Genomic DNA, 25031 nt, shown 5'->3' with positions numbered 1-25031 from the left:
CAACAGGGCTTGGGCCTGGGATTCGGGCATGGCTTCCACCTGCTTGAGCGCGCGGCCCATCACACGGGTGCGGGTTTCAACAGACGAAATGGTGTTGCTGGCCTCTTCCAGCTTCTTGCGTGTCTTGGCCAGCACGTCGCCGAACTTGCCGAACTCGGTCTTGACCGCGCCCAGCACCTGCCAGACCTCGCTGGAACGCTTTTCCAGCGCCAGGGTGCGAAAGCCCATCTGCAGGCTGTTGAGCGTGGCCAGCAAGGTGGTGGGGCCAGCCAGCATCACCCGGAATTCGCGCTGCATGGCCTCCACCAGCCCCGGGCGGCGCAGGGCCTCTGCATAGAGCCCTTCCGTGGGCACGAACAGGATCGCGAAATCCGAGGTGTGGGGCGGCGCGAGGTATTTGTCACGGATGGTGCGGGCTTCCAGCCTCAGGCGCTGCTCCACGGCCTTGGCGGCGGCCTCCACCGCCGGCGCGTCGGCGCGATCCTGCGCCTCCAGCAGGCGCTCGTAATCTTCACGGGGGAACTTCGCGTCGATGGGCAACCACAGGGGCTGGCTGTCGACACCGCCCTGCCCCGGCAACTTGATGGCGAACTCGACGCGGGCGCCACTGCCCGGCACCGTCTCGACGTTGACGGCGTATTGCTCCGGCGTGAACACCTGTTCCAGCAGGCCAGCCAGTTGCACCTCACCAAAAATGCCACGTGTCTTGACGTTGTTGAGCACGCGGTTGAGCGAGCCCACATCGCTGGCCAGGCGTTGCATTTCGCCCAGGCCACGGTGAACCAGCTCCAGCCGCTCGGCAACCTGCTTGAAGCTCTCGCCCAGTCGGGCTTCCAACGTGGCATGCAGTTTCTCGTCCACCGTCTGGCGCATCTGCTCCAGCTTCTTCTCGTTGTCGGCCTGCAAGGCCTGCAAACGGGTCTCCACCGTGTTGCGCACATCGGTCAGGCGGCGCTCGTTGGCCTCGGACAGCACGCGCAACTGCTCGGCCACGCCTTCGCCCAGGCGCCGCAGGGCCGCTTCCTGGGCTTCGTTGAACCGTGCCAGCGCCTGTGCCTGGGCTTCGCGCAAACCGGTGGCCTGCAAGCTTTGCTGATGGGTGGTGTCACGCAGGCTGTCTGCCAGACCTTGCTGCATGGCCGCCAACTGGGTACGGAAGCTGTCGAGTTGTTCGTTCTGCGTCCGTGTGGCATCGCCTTGCTGGGCCAGCAGCGTTTGCTGGAAGGTACCCAGTGCCGCCCCCAGTTCCTGACGTGTGCCGGTGGCACTGCGGGCCACCTCGTCGCGCAGATTGCGCTCAACCTGCTCGCCGCGTTGCTGCAGGGCCTGGTTCAGATCCACGCCCAGCTTGAGCACGGCCTCGTCGTTCTGGCGCACAGGCCGCAGGGCCAGCCAGAGCAACAAGAGCAGATTGACAACGAGCAACAGCAAGACGATCCAGTTCATGGCCTGGATTGTCTCAGAGCCCGCGCATGAAAAAGGCCACCCGAAGGTGGCCTTGCGATCAGTTGCAGCAAACAGCGTTGCTGATCAGGCTTCCAGGTGCGACAGTTGCACGTGAGCGCCTGTCTTCAAGCGGATCTCCTCGGGCGTCACGCCGGGCGCGATCTCCACGCACTTGAAGCCATCCTGCGTCACATCCAGCACGCACAGCTCGGTGATGATGCGGTCCACCACGCCCAGGCCGGTCAGCGGCAGCGTGCACTTCTGCAGCAACTTGTGCTCACCGTTCTTGGCCGCGTGCTCCATCAGCACGACCACGCGGCCCACGCCGGCCACCAGGTCCATCGCGCCGCCCATGCCCTTGACCATCTTGCCCGGGATCATCCAGTTGGCCAGATCACCCTTCTCGGACACCTGCATGGCACCCAGGATGGACAGGTTGATCTTGCCGCCGCGGATCATCGCGAAGCTCTCGTGCGAGCCGAAGATCGAGGAGCCTGGCAACACGGTCACCGTCTGCTTGCCCGCGTTGATCAGATCGGCATCAACCTGGTCTTCGGTCGGGAACGGGCCGATACCCAGCATGCCGTTTTCGGATTGCAGCCAGACGTCGATGTCCGGGCTCACGAAATTGGCCACCAGCGTTGGCAGGCCAATACCCAGGTTCACGTAGAAACCGTCTTCCAGTTCGCGTGCGGCACGAGCCGCCATTTCGTCATGTGTCCAGGCCATGGTCAAGCCCCCGCCTTTTCAGTGATGGTCCGCTTCTCGATGCGTTTCTCGGGTGTCGCGTTGAGCACGATGCGGTGCACATAGATACCCGGCAGGTGGATGGCGTCCGGATCAAAGGTACCGGTCTCGACGATCTCTTCCACTTCCACCACGGTGATCTTGCCCGCCATGGCGGCAGCCGGGTTGAAGTTGCGCGCCGTGCGACGGAAGATCAGGTTGCCGGACTTGTCAGCCTTGTAGGCCTTGACCAGTGCCACCTCAGGCAGCAAGGCCCGCTCCATCACATAGACCTCGCCATCGAACTCGCGGGTTTCCTTGCCCTCGGCCACGATGGTGCCCACGCCCGTCTTGGTAAAGAAGGCCGGGATGCCCGCACCACCAGCACGCAGCTTCTCGGCCAGCGTGCCCTGCGGCGTGAATTCCAGCTCCAGCTCGCCCGCCAGATACTGACGCTCGAACTCCTTGTTCTCGCCCACATAGCTGGAGATCATCTTCTTGATCTGACGCGTGTTGAGCAACTTGCCCAGGCCGAAACCATCGACACCGGCGTTGTTCGAGATCACGGTCAGGTCCTTGACGCCTGATGCCTGCAAGGCGTCAATCAGCGCTTCAGGAATGCCACAGAGGCCGAAGCCCCCTACTGCGAGCAATTGCCCGTCTTTCACAATCCCTGCCAGCGCACTGGCGGCGTCGGGATAGACCTTGTTCATCCAATCACTCCTTGGCAAACGGGGGGATTCTTTCGCTGCACTGCAGCATGGAAAGCGTACACCGTGTCGCCCGTAAAAATCCAGCAATTTGAATGAAAAAGACGCGCCAGCTTGCGCTTGACGCGTCCAGGTCACGCTGAATGCGTGTCCGTTGTGGTTTCAGGCCTGACCCGCCTTGGTGCGCAGGGCAATCAGCTGCACCACAAGGGCGAATCCATCACTTGCCAGGCAAGGCCGGAGGGGTTTCGGAACCAGGTAACGCAGGCGTGCCCTTGAGTGCGCGAATGGGCTCCGGCAATGGCACGGGGCGCCCTTCCGAACTGCTGACCCACACCAGAGTCGCGCCACCTGCGGCATACGGCGAACCAGGCTCATCCGAGCGCTCGATCGTCACGAAGGTATCGATGCTGGTGCGCCCCGGGTCGGCCACGTACAGCTTCACCACCAGCTCACCTGGGAACACCAGGGGCCTGTAGAAATTGAAGAAGGCATTGGCAATGACCGGCCCGTCGTCGCGGCCATCCACGGAGCCGCTGATGGCCTCGATCCACGAGACCCGTGCCTGCTCCATGTACTTGAAGTACACGGTGTTGTTGACGTGGCCCAGCGCATCCATGTCACCCCACATGATGGGCATGGACAACTCGTGGACGAGGATCTTGTGCTCAGGAATGTCTAGACGCATGGTTCAACGGCAAAAAAAGAAAAGCCCGCATGGGCAACACAAACAATTTGTGTGACCGGATGCGGGCTAGATGTGGATGATCGGGCTGAATTCAAGTCGGTACGCAGCCCGGTCCCGTCACCATCAGGCCGCCAGCATGCCGTCGTCGGCAGAGATGACGGCGCCGTTGATGAAATCACTCTGCGCAGAACACAGCGTGACCAGCATCGCATCCAGATCCTTGGGATGCCCGACGCGCTTGCGTGGCAGCATGCTGATCAGCTTCTTGCCGGCTTCGGTGTCCCAGTGATGGTGATTGATCTCGGTATCGATGTAGCCCGGGCAGATCGCGTTCGACGTGATGCCGAAGCGCCCCCACTCGGCAGCCATCACCTTGGTCATGTGGACCACGGCAGCCTTGCTCATGCAGTACACGCCGATCTGCGGCATGGTGCGCAAGCCCGCTGCCGATGCAATGTTCACGATGCGGCCGCCCGTGAAGGTGCCCGGGGCCGAACCCTTGGCGCGTGCCAGCATGCGCTTGGCCACTTCCTGCGCCACGAAGAAGGCGCCGCGCGTGTTGGTGTTGAAGATGAAGTCGTAGCTGTCTTCGCTGACATCGATCAGACGCTCGGTGGTGCTCACGCCCGAGTTGTTGATCAGGATGTCGATGGCGCCGACTTCGGTCTCGGCATGCGCCACGGCAGATTTGATCGAATCGACATCGGTCACATCCAGACCGACCACGTGGGCGTCGCCACCATAGGCTTCGATTTCGGAACGCAGGGTCTTGAGGCGCTCTACGCGGCGACCTGCCAGAACCACGGCGGCGCCGGCCTTGGCCAGGGTGTGGGCAAACTGAGTGCCCAGTCCGCTCGATGCGCCGGTGATCAGGGCCACGCGGCCCGACAGGTCAATGGTGTAGCTCATGCAGTTGCTCCTTTTGGCGCTTGAACAGTGCGACAGGATTTTTTTCGCTGTCAGAAAACGCGTATGACCTTAGCACGGCTGCCCCGGGGCGATCCTTTTTGTTGCGGGATGGACGACAGCCAATCTTGATCCCCCGCATTGACGGGGAGATTTTCGAACGATCGTGCTTTTTTCTGAGAGAATTTGGGGCCGAGCCCGACATAGAATCGCGGACTTGATTAAAAACAACTGAACCCTGTTTTGTCCGAACAGAAGGAATCACGATGACGCCCCAGGAAATCCTTGAGCAGTTTGGCCCCCGCGAGTCGATGGAATACGACGTCGTGATCGTCGGTGCCGGCCCCGCAGGTCTGTCCACTGCGATCCGTTTGAAGCAACTGGCTGAGAAGGCTGGCAAGGAAATCAACGTCGTCGTGCTCGAAAAGGGTTCCGAGCCTGGTGCTCACATCCTGTCGGGCGCCGTGATGGACCCACGCTCCATCACCGAGCTGTTCCCCAACTGGAAGGAACTCGGCGCCCCGCTGAACCAGCCCGTGACCGGCGACGAAGTCTATGTGCTGACAGAAGGCGGTCAGATCAAGACGCCTGACGCCCTGGTGCCCAACTGCATGCACAACGAGGGCAACTACGTCATCAGCCTGAGCGACGTGACCCGTTGGCTGGCCCAACAGGCTGAAGCCCTGGGCGTGGAAATCTTCCCTGGCTTCGCTGCAGCTGAAGTGCTGTACGACGACAACGGCGCCGTCAAGGGCGTGGCCACCGGCAACATGGGCATCGACAAAACGGGCGAACCCACCGGTGACTTCCAGCTGGGCATGGAACTGCTGGGCAAGTACACCATCTTCGCCGAAGGCGCACGTGGCCACCTGGGCAAGCAACTGATCGCCAAGTTCAACCTGGCTGACGGCAAGGCCCCGCAAAGCTACGGCATCGGCATCAAGGAACTGTGGGAAATCGATCCCGCCAAGGCCAAACCTGGTCTGGTCGTCCACACCGGTGGCTGGCCGATGAACACCGAAACCTTCGGTGGCGGCTTCCTGTACCACCTGGCCGACAACAAGGTCACGCTGGGCTTCGTGGTCGGTCTGGACTACAAGAACCCCTGGCTGAGCCCCTTCGAAGAAATGCAACGCTGGAAGACCCACCCGGTCATCAAGCAGTACCTGGAAGGCGCCAAGCGGATCAGCTACGGCGCGCGCGCCATCAACAACGGTGGCCTGCCCAGCCTGCCCAAGACCGTCTTCAAGGGCGGCGCCCTGGTTGGTTGCGACGCTGGCTACATGAACGCTGCCCGCATCAAGGGTTCGCACGCCGCGATGAAGTCCGGCATGCTGTGCGCCGAAGCCGTGTTCGAAGCCGTGATGGCTGGCCGTCAACAAGATGAGCTGACCGCTTACCCCGAGCTGTTCGAAAAGAGCTGGCTGCACGACGAGTTGAAGACCTCGAAGAACTTCAAGACCTGGTTCAAGAAGGGCTTCTACGTCGGCTCCATCATGACAGCCGTCGAGCACTGGCTGCTCCCACGCCTGGGCATCAAGGAAGCCCCATGGACCCTGCGCAACCCTGCGCCGGACCACACCTTCCTGAAGCCTGCCAGCCAGATGCCGAAGATCGACTATCCGAAGCCCGATGGCAAGATCACCTTCGATCGCCTGAGCTCGGTGTTCATCTCCAACACCAACCACACGGAACACCAGCCTGCTCACCTGACGCTGAAGAACGCGTCGGTGCCGGTGCAGACCAACCTGGCTCAGTTCGCCGGCCCCGAGTCGCGCTACTGCCCTGCTGGCGTGTATGAGTTCGTGAAGAACGATGACAACAGCGATCGCCTGGTGATCAACGCGCAGAACTGCGTGCACTGCAAGACCTGCGACATCAAGGATCCGACGCAGAACATCGTCTGGATCACACCTGAAGGTGGCGGCGGCCCGAACTACTCGGGTATGTAAGCCGGACAAAAAAGGGAGCTTCACAGCTCCCTTTTTTCATGTTGCGCGGCAGCTCAATCGCCTCGGCCGTCCGGTACCTCGATGACCTGACCAATGGGGATGGGCTCCTCCTCTCCCCCCCCTTCGATCACATCCATGCCATGCAGGGCCTGCCGAGCTGCAGCAGCCTTGCGCTCATCGCGCAAGGCCTTGATCTGAGCTCGGCGCTCCGCAAAAAACTGCTTGAGCAGTTGGCTGCTCGCATCAGCGAGCACACCGCCGATGATCTCCGTGTGGTGGTTAAGCTGCTTGTTTGCAAACAAGTCGATCACAGATCCCGCCACGCCGGTTTTAGGATCTGTGGCGGCAAATACCACACGCTTGAAGCGCGCATGCATCAAGGCCATGGCGCACATTGCGCAGGGCTCCAGCGTGACGAACAGCTCGCACTCAGGCAGGCGGTAGTTCTCCAGCAACTGGGACGCATGCCGCAAGGCCACGATCTCGGCGTGGGCCGTTGGATCATGCGTGGTGATCGGCCGGTTGTAGCCAGTTGCGATCACCTGCCCCTGCCGCATGATCACCGCGCCAACAGGCACCTCGCCTGCCAGCCAGGCGTTCTGAGCCTGATCCAGCGCGATGCGCATGGCGTATTCGTCAGAAGCAGAGATCAAGGGCGGATGACTCACGTTGTTAACAGGCCGGCGATGAGGCAGAAGGACGGCCAGCGTCGAACAAAGGCCATCGATTCACCACAATATAGCGCCCCTGCCCGATCAGGCTGCGGATCAGCACGAACTCCCTGGCGCGCCAGCTGAGGGCCTCAACGGCCTGCTCCTGAACCGCCTGCTGCCCGTACAGCAGCGTCAGGTGCGGCTTGAAGACCCGCTTCGGGCCGGGCTCCAGCAGCCCTGCTCGGTGCAGTTGCGCCTCCAGCCCGTCGTGAAAATCGATCAGGCCTTGCGGGAAGCTGCTCATCAGCACCACAGGCACGCGGCGAGGGCCGCCTTTGAAACTGCACAGTCTGTCGAGTCTGACCTCGAATGGCGCGACCTGTAGCTGCTCTGCAGCCTGACTCGCCCGCTCCAGCACCTGGGCAGGCAAGCCATGGAAATCGCCCAAGTGGAACAGGGTGATGTGAAAGCGCTCGCGCGCATTGGCCCGAAGCTTCAAACCCTGTGCATCACCGACTTGCTGAGCAAGCGACTGGGCCTGCGCCGATGCCTGCGCATCAGGCATCAGGGCAAAGAACAAGCGATCGGTTGGCGCGCCTGGTTGCTCGAACCCCTCAAACGATGCCTGACTCGACATGGCGCGCTCGACCTGGGCTTATTCCCACTCGATCGTGGCAGGCGGCTTGCTCGACACGTCGTAAGCAACCCGGTTGATGCCACGCACCTCATTGATGATGCGGCTCGAGACCTTCTTGAGCAGCGCATACGGCAACTCGGCAGAATCCGCCGTCATGAAGTCACTGGTCTCAACGGCACGCAGCGAGACCACGTATTCATACGTGCGGCCATCGCCCATCACACCCACGCTCTTGACGGGCAGGAAGACCGTGAAGGCTTGCGATGTCAGGTCGTACCAGCTCTTGCCGGTTGCCGGATCGATGGTCTTGCGCAGCTCTTCGATGAAGATGTGGTCGGCGCGCTGCAGCAGCGAGACGTATTCAGGCTTGACTTCACCCAGCACGCGCACACCCAGACCAGGGCCGGGGAAAGGATGGCGATACACCATGTCGGCCGGCAGGCCCAGGGCCACGCCCAGCTCGCGCACTTCGTCCTTGAACAGTTCGCGCAAGGGCTCCAGCAGTTTCAGGCCCAAGGTCTCGGGCAGGCCGCCCACGTTGTGGTGGCTCTTGATCGTCGCCTTCTTGCTCTTGGTACCGCCAGATTCGACCACGTCAGGATAGATCGTGCCTTGTGCCAGCCACTTGGCGTTGCTGAGCTTCTTGGCCTCTTCCTGGAAGACTTCCACGAACTCTCGGCCGATGATCTTGCGCTTCTGCTCGGGATCGGTCACGCCCTTGAGATGGCCCATGAACTGATCCTGCGCCTGCACATGCACCACCTTGGCATGCAGACGGCCAGCGAACATGTCCATCACCATCTGGCCTTCATTGAGGCGAAGCAAGCCATGATCCACGAATACGCAGGTCAGTTGATCGCCAATCGCACGGTGGATCAACGCAGCCGCCACGGACGAATCCACACCGCCAGACAAGCCGAGGATCACTTCCTCATCGCCCACCTGCTCGCGGATCTTCGCGACGGCTTCCTCGATGTAGTTGCCCATGATCCAGTCGCCCTTGCAACCGCTGATCTCGCGCACGAAACGCGTCAGCATGGCGTGGCCCTGCACCGTGTGCGTGACCTCGGGGTGGAACTGCACGGCGTAGTAGCCCTTTTCTTCATTGGCCATGCCGGCGATCGGGCAACTGGGCGTCGACGCCATCAGCTTGAAGCCTTCGGGCAGCACCGTGACCTTGTCACCGTGGCTCATCCACACCTTGAGCATGCCGTGGCCTTCGGGCGTATCGAAGTCCTGGATGCCTTCGAGCAACCTGGTGTGACCATGGGCGCGTACCTCGGCGTAACCGAACTCGCGGTGATCACTCCACTCGACCTTGCCGCCCAGTTGCACGGCCATGGTCTGCATGCCGTAGCAGATGCCCAGCACAGGCACGCCCGAATCCCATACGGCCTGTGGCGCGCGCAACTGGTGGTCTTCATAGGTGGAGGCATGGCTGCCCGACAGGATGATGCCCTTGGGTGCGAACGCGCGGATGAACTCGTCGCTCACGTCGCTGGGATGGATCTCGCAATAAACGTGGGCTTCGCGAACGCGTCGGCCGATCAGCTGGGTGACCTGGGAGCCGAAATCGAGGATGAGGATCTTGTCGTGCATCATGTTGGAATCTCTTGGGGCAATCTGGCGATCAGCGGGTTCAAGCGTTCACGCTGCGTGCAGCAGGCGACTCATGGGCATGCTCGGGCCGGCTGAAATAGCGCAGCCCGATGATGGCGGCCACAGCCTGGATGGCGCCACACAGGTAAAACGGAGCCCCCACGCGCCAGTCGCCGTGAGGATAGTGAGAAACGGCGGCCAGCAGGGGTGTGCCCATCAAGGGGCCCAGCACCGCGGCCACGCTGTTGATGGATGACACAGCGCCCATGCTTTCGCCCTGGCGCGTCGGGTCCACCGCATTGGCCACCAGGCTTTGCAGGCCGGGCTGCACCATGTAGCCAAACACGTTGGCAGCGATGATGACGTACATCATCCAGCCTTCAGGCACCGCGCCCCAGGCCACAAAGGCGATGGTGGAGGACACCAGGCCGATGCGCACCAGCTTGTGCGTGGGAATGTGTTTCTGGATCTGGCGCAGCAAACCGCCTTGCACCAGCACGGCCATCATGCCCACAGCGAACAACGACATACCGTTGTCCTTGGGCGTCCAGCCGAACTTGAATTCGTTGTACAGGAACCAGCTGGTATGCAGGCAGAACTGCGCGAGGATGGACAGGCCCATCACCCACATCAGCGTTTCGACACCCTTGAGTTCACGCAAACGCGCCAGCGAGCTGAAGGGGTTGACGCGCGTGATCTGGAACTCGCGGCGCTTGTCCAATGGCAGCGATTCGGGCAACACGAAGTAGCCATACACGCAATTGAGCAGGCACAGCGCGCCAGACAGGAAGAACGGCCAGTGCACGTTCTTGTCGCCCAGCAATCCGCCCATGACCGGGCCCAGGATGAACCCCAGGCCGAACATGGCGCCCAACATGCCGTAGTTCTTGGCACGATCCTTCGGCTCGGTGATGTCGGCCACATAGGCGTTGGCCACGGCGATGTTGGCGCACACGGCACCCCCCATCACGCGCACGGCCAGCAGCATCCAGAACTGGGTGGCCAGCGCCGTGACAAAGAAGTTGACGCCCATGCCCAGCAGGCCCAGCAGCAGCACGGGGCGGCGCCCGTACTTGTCCGACAGCGCACCCAGGACAGGTGCGCTGAAGAACTGCGCAATGGCAAACGCGGCCTGAGCCGCGCCATAACCGATGGAGGTGCCCGCCCCCGAGTCCATGAAGGTCCCGATGAGCTTGGGCAGTACCGGCGCGATGATGCCGATCGACATCATGTCGAGCAGCACCGTCACCATGATGAAAGGCATGGCCGCCTGGCGGCCGCTTTGAGAACCCATCGGAATCCTGTGGTGGTTCAGTGAGGCGGCCACCAAGGGCCAGCACCCTTACTCCATGCGGTAGTTGGGTGCTTCCTTGGTGATTTGCACGTCATGGACGTGGCTTTCGCGGATACCGGCAGCCGTGATCTCGACGAACTCGGCGCGGCTCTTCATGTCGTCGATGGTGGCGCAACCGCAGTAGCCCATGGAGGCACGCAGGCCACCGGCCATCTGGTACAGGATCGTGACGACCGAGCCCTTGTAAGGCACGCGACCTTCGATCCCTTCAGGCACGAGCTTGTCGGCATTCGGGTTGGTCGTTTCGTCGTTTTCCTGGAAGTAGCGGTCAGCCGAGCCGTCCTTCATGGCGCCGATCGAGCCCATGCCACGGTAGCTCTTGTAACTGCGGCCCTGGAACAGGATGACTTCGCCCGGTGCCTCTTCGGTGCCGGCGAACATGCCGCCCATCATCACGGTGCTGGCGCCAGCGGCAATGGCCTTGGCGATGTCACCGGAATAACGCACGCCACCGTCGGCGATCAGGGGCACGCCCGTGCCTTGCAGGGCTGTGGCCACATTGTCGATGGCCATGATCTGGGGAACGCCCACACCAGCGACGATGCGTGTCGTGCAGATGGAGCCCGGGCCGATACCGACCTTGACGCCGTCGGCACCGGCCTCGACCAGTGCCAGCGCAGCCGCACCGGTGGCGATGTTGCCGCCGATCACGTCCACCTGAGGGAAGTTCTTCTTGACCCAGCGCACGCGCTCGATCACGCCGTGGCTGTGACCGTGGGCGGTGTCCACCACCAGGGCATCCACGCCTGCCTTGACCAGCAGTTCGACACGCTCTTCCGTGCCCTCGCCCACGCCCACTGCAGCGCCAACGCGCAGCTTGCCGTGCGCATCACGTGCGGCATTGGGGAAGCTGTTTTGCTTGGTGATGTCCTTGACGGTGAACACGCCGCGCAGTTCCCAGGCATCCGTCACCATCAGCACGCGCTCCAACTTGTGCTTGTGCATCAGGGTCTTGGCTTCTGCCAGGCTTGCACCGTCCTTGACGGTGATCAGACGCTCACGTGGCGTCATGATCTCGCGGACCGGGGCGTCCATGCGCGTTTCGAAGCGCAGGTCACGGCCGGTCACGATGCCGACCACCTTGCCTTCGTCCACCACCGGGAAGCCGGAGATGCCGTGCTGTCGCGACAGCTCGATCACATCGCGGACCTTGACGCCAGACGAAATCGTGATCGGGTCACGCAAGACGCCGGACTCGTAACGCTTGACGCGAGCGACTTCGGCGGCCTGCTGTTTGGCCGACAGGTTTTTATGAACGATCCCGATACCGCCTTCCTGGGCGATTGCGATCGCCAGGCGCGCTTCCGTCACCGTGTCCATGGCAGCGGACACAAGCGGCAGATTCAGTTGAATGTTACGGGACAGACGGGTGGCCAGCGATGTGTCGCGGGGCAACACTTGAGAGTACGCGGGCACCAACAACACGTCATCAAACGTGAGGGCTTTACCAAGCAGGCGCATGAACAGGGCTCCAGACGCAAAAGCGGATTATACGCAGAGTCGGGGCATTCGTGTCAGCAGGGAAGATGCCGTGAGCAATACACGCATTTTCGGGGGGCACCCAGGTGGTCGTCCGGATAAACTGCGCTACATGAAAAAAGTGCGCGCTACGTCTTCGGTCCTGGCCTCCCTGCTGTTGGCGGGTTTGACCATGGTGAGCTTCCCGGCAGAAGCTGGCATGCAATGGAAATGGCGCGACGCCAGTGGTGCCATCCAGTACAGCGACAGGGCCCCCCCTCCCGGCACCCCTGAAAAGGACATCCTGGCCCGTCCTGCGGCTTCGGCCCGCGCTGCTGCCCGTGCAGCCGAGGCCGCGGCTTCTGCCGCCAGTGCCGCCGCACAGACCGCGCCGGCGCCATCCAAGGCCCTGGACCAGGAACTCGAAGCCAAGCGCAAGAAGGCTGAAGAAGAAAAAGCAGCCAGGCAGAAGGCCGAGGACGAAAAAATCGCCAAGGCCAAGGCCGACAACTGCCAGCGTGCACGCGGCTACCAGCGCACCTTGACGGACGGGTTGCGCATCGCGCGCACCAACGCCAAAGGCGAGCGTGAATTCCTCGATGACAAGGCACGCGCTGAAGAGATGCAGCGCAACCAGGAAGCCATCGCGGCCAACTGCAATTGATCTGGCTGGGGGCCTGACAACCAGCCCGCTATCGCGACTTCGAGCGCTGGATGCCCTTGGGCAACTTTTCGCCTTGCGCACGGTAGCGCACACGTCGCGCTTCCTTCGGGTCAACGTTCAACTGCCTGACCAGCTCGATGCGGTCCTGATCACGCAAGACATGGCCAGGCCGCTCCTTGCGCCCCCACACACCGACGGTCCATTGACCAGACTCGATGCTGTCGAGGCTCAAGGTATCCGATATCGACCAGACGTCGGCGGCAAACAGCGCATCGCGCACGGTCGTGCCGGCAGGCAGCGTCAGGCGAACGGCGTGTACTTGTCGTGGCGCCAATCCCACAACCACCTCAATGTGGATCACGGATGACGACTCAACGGGGACCATGGACCTGCTCCGCGCGTTTTACGAAGGCTTCCACAAAGGTGTTGGCGATGCGGTCGAACACGGGGCTCACCACCAGCGACAGTGCACGGCTGGAGAACGCGTAGCTCAGAGAAAACTCCACCTTGCACGCAGGCGCATCAAGCGGATCGGCGCCCGCATCGGCGGCCTGCCCTGGCTTTTGCAATGGCGTGAAACGCCAGGTCCCTTCGAGCTTGGAAAACGGACCATCTACCAGGTGCATCGTTACACTGGCACCTGGCACGTTGACATTGCGTGTGGTGAAAGCCTGATGCACGCCGGCAAACGCGATGTGGACGCGGGCGGTTACACCATCATCGTGGGTCTGAACCAGCTCGGCGCGGTCGCACCAGGGCAGAAATTGGGGATAGGCTTGAACGTCGGTCACCAGCCCATACATTTCACGGGGGGAGTACCAAAGCAAGACGGACTTGTGGACGTGCTTCATAGAATGTCGGTATTTTAAAGACGTCGGCACGCAGCCGCGCACACACATGTCCATCGCAGAAAACAGAAAAGCCAATTTCAACTACCACATCGAGGAGCGCTTTGAGGCGGGCGTCGTCCTGGAAGGCTGGGAAGTGAAGGCGATTCGCGAAGGACAAGTGCAATTGACGGACGGCTATGTCGTCGTCAAGAACGGCGAGTTGTACCTGATCGGCCTGCGCATCAACGCCCTGCGCTCGGCATCAACCCATATCCGCCCGGATGCCGACCGTACCAAGAAGCTCCTGATGCACAAGGAGCAGATCCGCCGCCTGATCGGCAAGACCGAGCAAAAAGGCTTCACGATCGTGCCGCTGAACCTGCACTGGAAAGGCGGCAGGGTCAAAGCCGACATCGCGCTGGCCAAGGGCAAGGCCGAACACGACAAGCGCCACACCATCAAAGACCGCGACTGGGACCGTGAAAAGGGGCGCTTGATGAGACATAAAGTCTCATCGAGTCCGAAGGACTAGGAGCGCAGCGACGCCTGCCCTTTCGTCAAAAGGGGCGCTTGATGAGACATAAAGTCTCATCCAGTCCGAAAGACTGAGAAGCGCCACCGGTATGCTTCATCCGCCAGCCGCATGTCCGATTTTCTAATAACCAGAAAGTCTGATCAATTTGTCGCAAACCGCCCCTTTTATGTCGCTCAGGGGTCTGGTCGCGACAGGGTGTCATGCATAGAGTGTGGCCATGCTCGACATGACCCGCTTTACCCCCCCTCCCGTCAGCGCCCCGCCGCTTCGTGCATCGGGCCATGACGTCATCCCCTTCGTTGCCGCCAATGCCTGGATCAAGGCGGCCATGCATTGCCGGTTCAACATCGACCCGCTGTTCTCTGCGGCAGGCGTCGATCTGAACGCCAGCAACATCGCCATGGTGCGCAAGAGCGCTCTGCTCAAGCTGATGCAGCAGTGTGTGGACCTGGCCGCCCCTACCAACCACTTCCCTCTGGTGATGGGCGAACATTTCGCCTTTGATCACCTGCCAGCGCTGGAAACCTTCCTGGCCACCAGCCCCACGCTGCGTCACGCCCTGCCCGCCCTGCAATGGGCCAGCATGACCATGCCCAACATGTCGCTGCGTGTCGAGGAACACGGCGCGACGTCGGCCCTGATCCTGGACGTGGACATTCCCGACCCGGAGGTCTCCGCCACGCTGCGCGGCTATTTCGTGGAAGCCATCTTTGCGGCCATCAGCAAGATCGTGCGCCTGGCACTGGGCCCCAACACGCTGATCCATCACATCGAGATGCGCCACCAACCTGTTGCGCGCTTCTTCGAGCTGACGGCCGGCTTCCCTGCACCGATCCGTACCGGCCAGGCCCGAGACGCCGCCGTGTTCGCCACGCGCATGCTGGACACCCCGCTGCCGGGCGCCTCCCCGGGCCTGCACCAACGTGCCCAGGAACTCGTGCGCCAGCAACTGCCAACCACCGAAGAAAAACTGGACAAGCAACTCGAACGTGCCTTCCGCCAGCAGCCCGCCCTGCTGGGCCAGGGGCTGGAGCGCATGGCCGATCGCCTGGGCCTGCATCCCCGCACCCTGCAACGTCGCCTGCGGGATGCAAACCAGCAGTTCACCGACATCCAGACCAGTTGCCGTCTGGACATGGCCCGCGCAGGGTTGTTGGCCACACAGTGCGACATCGAGTCGCTGAGCGCACAATTGGGCTTTGCCGATCGCCACAGCTTCACCCGGGCGTTCAAGCGCTGGACGGGTCTGTCACCCAGTGCGTGGCGGCGGCAGGAGCTGCAAAAGCAGCAGCAAAGGTAAGAAGGCCTCGCCATGAGTCATGAATCGCACACAGCCAGCCCACATGAAGATCACGCGCCCATCGTGCCGCGTGAGGGGCTCGACTTCGGGCTTGATGGCGACATCCCCAAGTACTGGATGGCCAATGACCCGTTCAAGACGCGGTTCTTCGACGCCATGTCCACACTTTTCCCCATGGGGGAGAAGTTTTTCATCACCAGTGTGCGTGAGTTCCGCGATGGGGTGACCTCGCCCAAACTCCAGCAGGAGGTCAAGGACTTCATCCGCCAGGAGGCTCAGCACACGCTGATCCACCGCCAGTTCAACGACCGGCTCAAAGCCCAGGGTGTCGACATCGACGACATCAATGCGCAACTGGAGACGATGTTCTTTGTGGACGCGCCCAAGCTGTCCACGCCAACACAGCGCCTGGCGGCCACTGCGGCACTCGAGCACCTGACCTCGATGATGTGCACCTGCTTTTTCGAGCGCAAGGAACTACTGGAAGCGAGCGACCCACGTGTGCGCGCCATGTACGCCTGGCATGCCATCGAGGAAGTGGAGCACAAGGCCGTCGCGTTCGACGTGCTGACGCAGGTGGCCAAGGCGGGCTACTTTGCCCGCAACATTCCCATGCTGGGGATCACGTTTGGCTTCCCGATCACGGTCGCACGCATCATGAACCACATGTTCAAGGTGGACGGCTTCAACCTCTGGCAACGCACGAAGCTGTGGGCCAGAGGCCTGTGGTGGTTCTACAAGCCTGGCGGGCTGTTCATTCCCACCCTCGGCTACTACATGGCCTACTACAAGCCTGGCTTCCACCCATGGAAGGTCAAGGAGATGCCCAGCTACAAGACCTGGCTGCAGGTTTTCGAGCGCACCGGGGATCCCATTGCCGCGGGCAATGCGTTGCACGCTGCGGGTCAATAGACCTCGCTGCGGCCCACACCTTGCCGTTCAGTCCAGAACGGTCAAGGCCTGCGCCAGATCATTGATCAGATCTTCAACGTTTTCCAGGCCGATGGCAAAGCGCACCAGCGTGCCTTCAGTCTGCCCGGCCAGAAAACCGAACTGACGCATGCCCCGCACACCGTAAGGCATGACCAGGCTCATGGGCCCGCCCCATGAATAGCCGATCTTGAACAGCTTGAGCGCGTCCACAAAGGCCTCGACCTGCTCGGCGCGATAGCGCTGGCCGTCAAACACCACCGACACCAGGCCGGCAGCCCCTTTGCACAGTTGAGCCCAATGCGCATGCCCGGGCGAGCCAGGCAAGGCCGGATGCAAGACCGTTGACACCTCAGGGCGCGACGACCACCACTGCGCCACACGTCTGGCCGAGGCATCGTGGGCGGCATACCGAACGTGCATGCTGGGCAGCCCCCGCAAGACCAGCTCCGCATCATTGGCACCCACCCCCAGGCCCAGGCGCATGTGCGTCAGCTTGAGTTGCAGATGCAGGCTCTCGTCACGGGTGGTGACGGCCCCCATCAACACATCGCCACCGCCAGACGGGTACTTGGTCAGTGCGTGCACGGTGATGTCCACGCCTTTCGAATCCCCCTTGACGGGCAAGCCCAGGTCAAAGGCGTCGAAAGCCAGGCCAGCGCCCCAGGTGTTGTCCAGCGCCGTGATCAGGCGCGGGTGCTGCCGAGCCACTTGAAGCAATCCCACGAGATCGGGAAACTCCAGCGTGACCGAGCCGGCAGCCTCCAGCCACAACAAGCGGGTCTGCGGCGTGATCAAGGCAGCCAGCGCTGCGGCATCCATCGGATCGTAGAAGCGGTGGGTGATGCCCCATTGGGCCAGCTCCACTCGCACGAAATCCTTGTTGGGTGCGTACACATTGTCCGGCAGCAGCACCTCGTCGCCCGCTCGCAGCAAGCCCATGTTCACCAGAGACAGCGCGGACAGCCCCGAAGGGGCCAGCAAGGTCTGCAGCCCACCTTCCAGCGTGGCCAGACGCTCTTCGAGCGTGAAGGTGGTGGGCGTGCCATGCAGGCCGTAGGTGTAGCCGCTCTTGTCCTTCCACTGGCGCGTCTTGAGCGCGGCCGTGTTCTCGAAGATCACGGTAGATGCCTTGTGCACACCAGGGACCACGGCCTCGAAACCACCCGGAGCCTTGTAAGGGTGATGGATCAGCTTCGTCGCGTGGTCGGGCTTCACGGTAGGACCTTCATGTGTCTGTGTCTGGCAGTTCGGGGCAGGCGAGACCGGACGGCTCGGCGCCATCAGATCGGCAAGGCGATCAGATCATGACCTTCCACGGCCACGATGCGCGCACGGGTGAATTCGCCCACCTTGAGTGTCTTGCTGGCCTTCTCAGGCGGCAGCAGGCGCACGGTGCCATCGATCTCCGGCGCGTCGGCATAACAGCGCCCCACCCCGCCCTTGCGGCCCAGCGCGGGTGCGCTGTCCACCAGCACCTGCATGGTGGCGCCCACGCGGCGCTGCAGCTTGGCGATCGACACCTGCTCGGCCACCGCCATGAAGCGGGCGCGGCGCTCTTCCCGCACCTCGTCAGGCAGTGCGCCTTCCAGTTCATTGGCTGGGGCACCGTCAATGGGGGAATAGGCAAAACAACCCGCCCGATCGATCTCGGCTTCTTTCAGGAAGTCCAGCAGGTACTGGAACTCTTCTTCGGTTTCACCAGGGAAGCCGGCGATGAAGGTCGACCGCACCACGATGTCCGGGCAGATCTCGCGCCAGCGACGCAGGCGATCGAGGTTCTTCTCGCCATTGGCGGGCCGCTTCATGCGCTTGAGCACATCCGGATGCGCATGCTGGAACGGCACATCCAGGTAAGGCAGGACCAGGCCTTGTGCCATCAACGGGATGATGTCATCCACATGGGGATAGGGGTAGACATAGTGCAAGCGAACCCAGGCACCATGCTGCTGCGCCATGGCACCGAGTTGTTCGACCAGGTCGTACATGCGCGTCTTGACGGGTTTGCCATCCCAGAAGCCGGTGCGGTATTTGACGTCCACGCCGTAGGCACTGGTGTCCTGGCTGATGACCAGCAACTCCTTGACACCCGACTCGAACAAGGCCTTGGCCTCGGTCAGCACCTCGCCAATCGGGCGAGACACCAGGTCGCCGCGCATGCTGGGGATGATGCAGAAGCTGCAGCGGTGGTTGCAGCCCTCGCTGATCTTCAGGTAGGCAAAGTGCTTGGGCGTGAGCTTGATGCCGGCCACGCCGCGCGCTTCGGGCACCAGATCGATGAAGGGATCGTGTGGCTTGGGCACGTGGATGTGCACCGCGTCCATCACCTCCTGCGTGGCGTGGGGGCCGGTCACGGCCAGCACCTTGGGGTGCACTTCCCGGATCAGGTTGCCGCCATCGACGCCCGACTTGGCGCCCAGGCATCCGGTCACGATGACCTTGCCGTTTTCTGCCAGCGCCTCGCCAATCGTGTCCAGGCTTTCCTTGACGGCATCGTCGATGAAACCGCAGGTGTTGACGATGACCAGATCTGCACCATCGAAGGTCTTGCTGGTTTCATAGCCCTCAGCACGCAACTGCGTGAGGATCAACTCGGAGTCTGTCAGGGCCTTGGGGCAGCCCAGGCTGACAAAGCCGATCTTGGGCGCGGGCTGACCGGGCGTCGGGGCACCACCGCTCACAGCGGCGACATTGGGGGTGTTCTGTTCTGCACTCATGGGGGTGAATTGTCCGGCATATTGGGCCTGCACCGCTTTTCGCATCGTGCACAGCCCTGCAAAAAGACCGGGCTAGAGCACGTCCAGCGGGCTTTGTACCCCGCCGCCGCCAACCTTGAGCACATGCGTGTAGATCATGGTGGTGCTCACGTCAGCATGCCCCAGCAGTTCCTGCACAGTGCGGATGTCATAGCGCGACTGAAGCAGATGGGTGGCAAACGAGTGCCGCAGCGTGTGCGGTGTGGCCGGCTTGGTCAATTGCGCCAGGCCTGCAGCCTTCTTGAAAGCCCGCTGGAAGGACTTGTCAAGCACATGGTGGCGCCGCTCGACACCCGTGCGAGGGCAGGTCGACACATCATCGGAGGGGAAAAGCCATTGCCAACCCCAGGTCTGCCCCAGGCGGGGGTACTTGGCGTCCAGCGCAGTGGGCAACCAGACGCCCGCCCTTTTGAGTTCACGGTCCTTCTCCCACAGCAAGCGCGCGTGGCCAATCTGCTGACGGAGTGGCGCCATCAGACTGTCAGGCAGCATCACGGTGCGATCCTTGCCGCCTTTGCCGTCCCGCACCACGATCGCGGCGTGCCCGAAATCCACATCCTTGATACGCAGGCGAAGGCCCTCCATCAACCGCATGCCCGTGCCATACAGCAACTGCCCGATCAATCGGTGGCGCCCATCCAGCGCCTGCAGCAGTTGCGTAACCTCCGACGGGGTCAGAACAACGGGCAACCTGGCAGCCGACTTCGGCCGGCCGATGGCCTCCATCCAGGGCAGCTCGCGCCCCAGCACCTTGCCATACAAGAACAAAAGCGCGGACAAGGCCTGCTTGTGTGTGGCTGCAGCTACGTGCCGCTCATTGGCGAGGTAAGACAAGAAGGCCTCGACCTCCTGCAGACCCAGATCCTTGGGATGCTGCTTGCCGTGAAACAGGATGAAGGCGCGTATCCAATATAGATAGGCCTCCTCGGTGCGCAAACTGAAGTGCAGGTAGCGCACGCGCTCCTTGACCTGATCAAGCAATCGACTGGCGTGAAGTGGCGGCAGCGCGACTGGATCTCGCTGCACCGCAAACGTTAAATGCATACCCCTGATGCCTTCCGGCTGTCTGTTTTTACAGCATGATATGCAGATATGTTTGTAGACGCAAGGGGGGGAGGACACCACGCGCCAAAGACGTTCACCCGATCGACGCCAGCAAGGCATCCCTCGCTTCGGTGATCGCAATGAACCGGTCATGGCTGCCACCCATATCGGGATGCGCCCTTTGCGCCAGACGCCGATAGGCCACCTTGACCTGAGCAGGCTCCAGCGCGCCCGCCATCGGCAGGTTCAGCACCTCTCGGTGGCGGAGTTCGTCAGCGCCATGTTCTGATGCGCGACGCCCTCGCTCACGCCAGCCGAATCGCGCATGGCTCTGAGCGTGCTGCGCCCGTGCAGCACGCCGCGCGTCAAACGAGGCTTGCCGCAATTCGGATTGATCGCTTTGCCATCTCTCGCGGGACATCACGATGCAGGCCGCGAAAGGCACACGCCCCTTGCTTTCAAGCTCACTCAGATTGAGTGGCCCGACCATGTCAAAGGGCGAGGCCAACCAGGCGTGCCAGTTGTCGCCCACCAGCTCGACGCGCCCCAGCATCGCGGTGGCCAACATCCCTGACGAACCGTTCCAGATGACCCACAAACGCGCATCAAGGTCACCATGGAAGTCAGGCATGTACGACCTCGAAGCTCAGGCCGCCATGGCCACCTTCCGCAAAAAAAACGGGCTCACAGATCGACGACGACGCGCCCTGCAGACACCAACGCCGATGGACAACATGAAGTGAAGCAAACACGACAAAGCTCCCATTGAGATGAGTCATGAACCTTGGTCTGGCTAACATAGCAATTCGTGAACCACGTGCCGAGCACAGCGGCTCAACTCGCCATCGGATTCGATCAGCAAGATCAGGTTGGCGATCGCACCCTGCTAGCCCATGACTTCATGACCGGCGCCAAAGCCCCGTATTGCGTTGATGCCAACCAGCCATAGAGACATATGCGAAGCGAGTTTCAATTCTTTATGGGCCCGGAAGATGAAGCTTCTTTTCTGGCGTTCGCCAACAAAGTTGCATGGGCTGGTTCTCCAGGGCGAGTGGTTGATCAATGCGTCATGTCCTGCCCAGGGTATCCTGTACTTGAGTCGCAGGATGTTCGACAAGGAGCTGACTGCCGGTCGCATCTCGTTGTGCACGGAAGCTCCTGGAGGAGCCCCCCATTCTCGATTGAAGGCCCCGCAATGGAGAGAACCTATGTGCCCTGCGGCGCGACTTGCAGAAGAACTATTCAAACAAGCTGGTGGCATACACAGATGGACAAAGGCCAGGTACGCCTGTCGCAAGATATGGCTGGGGCCTTGCACGCGCTCCTGGCTCGCAGTCACGCCAGACGCGGCATTGCGCCACAGCCAAGGTCATCGCGCCATCTTCGTCCCGGAGCAGGATGAAACATGACGCGTGAGACCAGCAGAGGACTTCTTCAGGCTGCAGTTGGACTACGGCCGAAGCGTAGCGACGGATTGCCACCTCGCCAAAGCCCGCATTCCGGGGACGCCTGGCGCAGTTCAGCAAGCAACTACAGAAAAAAGCCGCGCCTGGCTCTACCATCTTCGTACCCGGCTCTGGCTCGCCAACCTTCGGTTCCGGCGGAGCTTTCCCGAGCCACCAGTCCAGCCATATCAAAATGAAAATCGGCACGCCCTATTGCATCGCCGCCATCGCGTTCTTGTCCGCATGCACAGCCAGCGGCCCTACATTCACGCGCGCGCCTGATCCACCTCCAGGACAAGCTCTTGTCTACGTTTACCGGCCACTAAGAGGCACAGCTGCCCTTAGGGACACCTATTTTTCTATCGATGGCGTTGCCTTGGCGAGCATCAGTCAAGGAGGTTACACGTGGGTGCACGTCAAAGCCGGCGCACACAAGATCAAGCAACGCTGGTCACTGTTGGATGTTCCTTACCTTCCTGCTGATGGCATGCAATGGGCTCGCGACTGGAAAGAGGGGCAGACCTATTTCTATCGATTCACACCGGAATACATCGGGAACCGTACTTTCAAATACACCCTCACGGAAGTCCCCGAATCCACTGCGCTCTCTGAAATAGGTCAAACGCAGTATCAGAGCGCCCAGAACGCCGAGAATTTCCGAGTGCTTGAATCCCGCTGACCTCTCCACCTTGTACAGGCTCCCCCATGTCCGGCACATGCACGAACGACCTCATCCCGCGCTGGCACTTGAACTTTGAGGCCACCAGCATCAAACCCTATCGAGGAAACACACTCATGAAGTCTCTTCAACCAGTTCTGGCACTAACCCTTTTCAGCCTGGCCCTCCCCAGCTTGGCGGCCGACGAGGCCGATCGGGACCTGAAGGACTTCATCGCATACTTCAGAAGCGTACGAACGCCCACCGTCGTTGATCTTTGCAAGCCAATCACTGATGACAAAAGTGCCTTTGCGCAACTACCGAACAATTGGCTCCAAGCCAATTCAGAGCCGATTGCTCGAGGGAAGAACATCGCGTTGTCCAGAATGCAGAGTGAGCAACAACTCGATGACAGCAATGCGGCCATGCTTGCAGACCTGAAGGACGACTTCGCCAGGAAAAGTCTTCAAGACAAGGTGACTTTTTGTGGCAATGCACTCAACAGCTATAAGCTGACGACATCCAACAACTGAGACGCCACGACCAGTAACCCCATGCGCCCAAGTACGGCAAAGGTTTGCAGGCGACGCCTACTGGTTGAACCGGGTAGTCACGCCTGATCCAACATCGGCCAAGGCTTCTCCATTTTCAAGGCCGGTGCGGGTGCCCACCTGCTTCGGCGCCGGTCAACTGCACCAATGGTGCCCCCGTTGTGGAGACCATGAACATGTCTACCGAAGTGAACAAGGCTACTGCAGTTCAATTCCTGCAACTCGCCGCATCAGCTCGAATTGACGAGGCATATGAACTCGTAGCCCCTCACTTTCGTCACCACAACCCCTACTTCGAAGGCAATGCCTCGGCGTTAAAAACGGGCATGCGAGACAACGCAAAAAATTGCCCTGACAAAACATTTGAGGTACAGCGCGTGATTGCCGAAGGGGAATTGGTTGCCGTACATTCGCGCGTTCAAATGCCGTCAAAAGCGATGACAGCCGCTGTCATTCATATACTTCGATTTGAACTTGGCAAAATTGTCGAACTTTGGGACGTTGGTCAACCTCAACCAGCAGACATGGTGAACGAGACAGGCATGTTTTGAAGATCGACAAAATTCGGCATCACCCAAGCTTCGCAAGCCATGGAGGCATGTGGCCCCAACTAACGATCAATCGACCATGACGCGCCACCTGGATGCCCTGACTCCAACGCCAGGCCGGGCTGTCATGGCGACGCCAATGCTGACCACAGGCGGGGCAATGCTTACCCTTGCCATCAGGCTTTATCGAGTACGTTGATGGACCTCGATACGCCTATCCGGATTGGCGCGCTTTGCCTGCTCCTGGCTTCTGCAGAGACTTTGCATGGGATCGCCAGGACCGTGCTTGTCACGCCACTCATTGGCAAGGAGCGGGCCGTCAAACTCAGCGCCGTAACCGGAACCGCACTCGCCTTTGCCATCTGCTTCATGCAGGTGCCCGGCATCGACCTCCGATCTGCATCTGCCCATCTCGCCTTGGGCGCAGGCCTGGCATTTTTCATGGCCGCCTTCGACATCTGCATCGGTCGACTCCTTATGCACAAGCAATGGAAGAAGATCTGGCCAGACTTCAATCCCCACACGGGCAACTACCTGCTTTTTGGACTAGTCTGCCTGTGTTTCATGCCGCTATCGGTTTGGTACCTGCGTAGCTGATTTGGGTGCGCCCTGTTCATGCGGCATCGTCTGGCTTGATCGGTCGGGCCAAACACAGGATGAATCATGCGTATATCGAGAATTGTCATCGCGGCACTCGCCGCTCACTTGATTCCTGTTGTTGCCTGGGCTGCATTCAAGCCTGTTCGCGTCTTGGCCCCTGAACTGCTTGGCTTGCATTGCGCGAACTCTGGCGTATGTGTTGACGATGTTCAACGCCTGGTTGAAGCAGAAAGACTCAGGCGAGATGCTGTGGCGTTCGTCAGCAGCAAAGTAGGCAAGATCGACCATCTTCCACGAACCATTTTTTGCTCGACGATGGCTTGCTCGAAGGCATTCGGCTTCACCAGCAATGGCGGATACAACGTTGGCACCTTCGGCACGGCGATCTCCTACCGTGGGTGGAAGCCATATTTCGTACGTCACGAGTTGATCCACCACCTCCAGAACGAGCGCCTTGGCACATTGAACGCCTGGCTACTCAAGCCAAAGTGGTGGACTGAAGGTATGGCTTATTCATTGAGTGAAGATCCTCGCTCGCCACTGGCCCAACCACTACAAGGCTGGCGTGACGCCTTCGAGCAATGGCGAGTATCCATCGGGGAGAAGAACATCTGGCTGGCCGCGCAATCCTTAAACGAGTACCAGGATGGGGGCACGCTCAAACCGAGTCTCGTCAACCATGCTGGTGATCAAGCGGCCCATTAAAGTGGCGTCACCATGTCGTCAACGGTCCGGCTATAGTGTGTCTGTAACAGCGTGTCCAATAACCTGGGAGGGTGACGTGAACGTCAAGCATGCTTTGCCAGGGAAACGTCCCTTCTGGCCTTGTAACAGCGCCAGGTTAGGCGACACTTTCGTCCCTTTTCCCGCCACGTTATGGGACGTTTTTGTCCCCTAAATGGCGTTAGGCTCTATGAAAGCACCGTTCGTCATTGCACTACAGCTCATGGCAACCGCACAAGCGGCGACTATTGAGCTTGAAGCATTAGAACCGAACAAGTGTTTAAGCTGGTCAATATCCGCGCCTGTCGATGGCTCCAT

The 25031-nt window shown here is 61.0% G+C and carries 26 protein-coding genes; 10 read left to right on the top strand and 16 right to left on the bottom strand.

The genetic code is table 11. The features are described from left to right. From VFW93_RS03890 to VFW93_RS03870, 5 genes are all read right to left on the bottom strand, one after another. On the bottom strand, positions 1-1446 hold a 1446-nt coding region (locus VFW93_RS03890), incomplete at its 3' end, for a DNA recombination protein RmuC (RefSeq protein WP_329692676.1). 84 nt (positions 1447-1530) lie between these two features. Beyond that, positions 1531-2175 carry a CoA transferase subunit B gene (locus VFW93_RS03885; RefSeq protein ID WP_329692675.1) on the bottom strand — a complete coding sequence of 215 codons (645 nt, stop codon included), beginning with the start codon at positions 2173-2175 and terminating at the stop codon, positions 1531-1533. Between the two features lie 2 nt (positions 2176-2177). Beyond that, complete coding sequence (locus tag VFW93_RS03880; protein WP_329692674.1) at positions 2178-2885, bottom strand: CoA transferase subunit A; 708 nt, start codon at positions 2883-2885, stop codon at positions 2178-2180. 217 nt (positions 2886-3102) lie between these two features. Next, positions 3103-3570 (bottom strand): thioesterase family protein, encoded by a 468-nt coding sequence (locus VFW93_RS03875; RefSeq protein WP_329692673.1) that lies wholly within the window; start codon positions 3568-3570, stop codon positions 3103-3105. A gap of 123 nt (positions 3571-3693) precedes the next feature. Then, on the bottom strand, positions 3694-4479 hold the full coding sequence (locus VFW93_RS03870) for an SDR family oxidoreductase (RefSeq protein ID WP_329692672.1): 786 nt from the start codon (positions 4477-4479) through the stop codon (positions 3694-3696). Positions 4480-4742: 263 nt separating this feature from the next. Here VFW93_RS03870 and VFW93_RS03865 point away from each other — a divergent pair, with 263 nt between their 5' ends. Continuing rightward, complete coding sequence (locus VFW93_RS03865; RefSeq protein WP_329692671.1) at positions 4743-6428, top strand: electron transfer flavoprotein-ubiquinone oxidoreductase; 1686 nt, start codon at positions 4743-4745, stop codon at positions 6426-6428. Between the two features lie 53 nt (positions 6429-6481). On the opposite strand, the gene tadA is transcribed toward VFW93_RS03865, so the two are convergent. From tadA to guaB, 5 genes are read right to left on the bottom strand one after another with little or no spacing between them, the layout of a single operon-like run. Next, positions 6482-7054 carry a tRNA adenosine(34) deaminase TadA gene (gene tadA / locus VFW93_RS03860; protein ID WP_414639576.1) on the bottom strand — a complete coding sequence of 191 codons (573 nt, stop codon included), beginning with the start codon at positions 7052-7054 and terminating at the stop codon, positions 6482-6484. 46 nt (positions 7055-7100) lie between these two features. Further along, positions 7101-7718, bottom strand: a complete 618-nt coding sequence (locus VFW93_RS03855; RefSeq protein WP_329692669.1) for a 2'-5' RNA ligase family protein — start codon at positions 7716-7718, stop codon at positions 7101-7103. Between the two features lie 18 nt (positions 7719-7736). Then, the gene (gene guaA, locus VFW93_RS03850; protein ID WP_329692677.1) at positions 7737-9317 is read right to left on the bottom strand and encodes a glutamine-hydrolyzing GMP synthase; all 1581 of its coding nucleotides are present in this window, start codon (positions 9315-9317) and stop codon (positions 7737-7739) included. A 40-nt stretch (positions 9318-9357) separates the two neighbouring features. Continuing rightward, a complete protein-coding gene (locus tag VFW93_RS03845; protein WP_329692668.1) occupies positions 9358-10611 on the bottom strand; it encodes an MFS transporter in 1254 nt (417 codons plus the stop codon). Positions 10612-10659: 48 nt separating this feature from the next. After that, positions 10660-12132, bottom strand: a complete 1473-nt coding sequence (gene guaB, locus VFW93_RS03840) for an IMP dehydrogenase (protein WP_329692667.1) — start codon at positions 12130-12132, stop codon at positions 10660-10662. A gap of 130 nt (positions 12133-12262) precedes the next feature. On the opposite strand from guaB, the gene VFW93_RS03835 reads away from it, so the two are divergent. Next, entirely contained in the window at positions 12263-12793 is a 531-nt protein-coding gene (locus tag VFW93_RS03835; protein WP_329692666.1) for a DUF4124 domain-containing protein, read from the top strand. A gap of 28 nt (positions 12794-12821) precedes the next feature. On the opposite strand, the gene VFW93_RS03830 is transcribed toward VFW93_RS03835, so the two are convergent. Together VFW93_RS03830 and VFW93_RS03825 are read right to left on the bottom strand one after the other, a co-directional pair. Further along, on the bottom strand, positions 12822-13178 hold the full coding sequence (locus tag VFW93_RS03830; protein WP_329692665.1) for an RnfH family protein: 357 nt from the start codon (positions 13176-13178) through the stop codon (positions 12822-12824). Continuing rightward, entirely contained in the window at positions 13165-13644 is a 480-nt protein-coding gene (locus VFW93_RS03825) for a type II toxin-antitoxin system RatA family toxin (protein ID WP_329692664.1), read from the bottom strand. Before VFW93_RS03825 ends, VFW93_RS03830 begins: the two co-directional genes overlap by 14 nt. Positions 13645-13690: 46 nt before the next feature. Between VFW93_RS03825 and smpB the strand changes: the two genes are divergently transcribed. From smpB to VFW93_RS03810, 3 genes are all read left to right on the top strand, one after another. Continuing rightward, positions 13691-14155 carry an SsrA-binding protein SmpB gene (smpB, locus tag VFW93_RS03820; RefSeq protein WP_329692663.1) on the top strand — a complete coding sequence of 155 codons (465 nt, stop codon included), beginning with the start codon at positions 13691-13693 and terminating at the stop codon, positions 14153-14155. Positions 14156-14375: 220 nt separating this feature from the next. Then, the gene (locus VFW93_RS03815; protein WP_329692662.1) at positions 14376-15458 is read left to right on the top strand and encodes a helix-turn-helix transcriptional regulator; all 1083 of its coding nucleotides are present in this window, start codon (positions 14376-14378) and stop codon (positions 15456-15458) included. A gap of 12 nt (positions 15459-15470) precedes the next feature. Then, entirely contained in the window at positions 15471-16370 is a 900-nt protein-coding gene (locus VFW93_RS03810) for a metal-dependent hydrolase (RefSeq protein WP_329692661.1), read from the top strand. A 27-nt stretch (positions 16371-16397) separates the two neighbouring features. Here the strand turns inward: VFW93_RS03810 and VFW93_RS03805 are convergent, their stop codons facing one another. From VFW93_RS03805 to VFW93_RS03790, 4 genes are all read right to left on the bottom strand, one after another. Beyond that, positions 16398-17606 (bottom strand): PLP-dependent transferase, encoded by a 1209-nt coding sequence (locus tag VFW93_RS03805; protein WP_329692660.1) that lies wholly within the window; start codon positions 17604-17606, stop codon positions 16398-16400. Positions 17607-17671: 65 nt separating this feature from the next. After that, on the bottom strand, positions 17672-19105 hold the full coding sequence (gene rimO, locus VFW93_RS03800) for a 30S ribosomal protein S12 methylthiotransferase RimO (RefSeq protein WP_329692659.1): 1434 nt from the start codon (positions 19103-19105) through the stop codon (positions 17672-17674). Between the two features lie 72 nt (positions 19106-19177). Continuing rightward, complete coding sequence (locus VFW93_RS03795) at positions 19178-20170, bottom strand: integron integrase (RefSeq protein ID WP_414639575.1); 993 nt, start codon at positions 20168-20170, stop codon at positions 19178-19180. 112 nt (positions 20171-20282) lie between these two features. Beyond that, the gene (locus VFW93_RS03790) at positions 20283-20819 is read right to left on the bottom strand and encodes a J domain-containing protein (protein ID WP_329692657.1); all 537 of its coding nucleotides are present in this window, start codon (positions 20817-20819) and stop codon (positions 20283-20285) included. Positions 20820-21826: 1007 nt separating this feature from the next. On the opposite strand from VFW93_RS03790, the gene VFW93_RS03785 reads away from it, so the two are divergent. From VFW93_RS03785 to VFW93_RS03765, 5 genes are all read left to right on the top strand, one after another. Continuing rightward, the gene (locus VFW93_RS03785; RefSeq protein ID WP_329692656.1) at positions 21827-22312 is read left to right on the top strand and encodes a DUF2846 domain-containing protein; all 486 of its coding nucleotides are present in this window, start codon (positions 21827-21829) and stop codon (positions 22310-22312) included. A gap of 116 nt (positions 22313-22428) precedes the next feature. After that, positions 22429-22824: a hypothetical protein gene (locus VFW93_RS03780; protein WP_329692655.1), complete on the top strand. Its 396-nt coding sequence runs from the start codon at positions 22429-22431 to the stop codon at positions 22822-22824. Between the two features lie 194 nt (positions 22825-23018). After that, the gene (locus tag VFW93_RS03775) at positions 23019-23393 is read left to right on the top strand and encodes a nuclear transport factor 2 family protein (RefSeq protein WP_329692654.1); all 375 of its coding nucleotides are present in this window, start codon (positions 23019-23021) and stop codon (positions 23391-23393) included. A 195-nt stretch (positions 23394-23588) separates the two neighbouring features. After that, positions 23589-23987 carry a hypothetical protein gene (locus tag VFW93_RS03770; RefSeq protein ID WP_329692653.1) on the top strand — a complete coding sequence of 133 codons (399 nt, stop codon included), beginning with the start codon at positions 23589-23591 and terminating at the stop codon, positions 23985-23987. Positions 23988-24053: 66 nt separating this feature from the next. Continuing rightward, positions 24054-24695, top strand: coding sequence for a hypothetical protein (locus VFW93_RS03765; RefSeq protein ID WP_329692652.1), 642 nt, complete (start codon positions 24054-24056; stop codon positions 24693-24695). The last annotated feature ends 336 nt before the right edge of the window (positions 24696-25031 follow it).

This window comes from Aquabacterium sp. (assembly GCF_036279675.1).
In the GTDB taxonomy this organism is placed as follows: domain Bacteria; phylum Pseudomonadota; class Gammaproteobacteria; order Burkholderiales; family Burkholderiaceae_C; genus Aquabacterium.
Note: the sequence above shows the minus strand (reverse complement) of the source record. Positions and strands in the feature narration are given on the sequence as shown.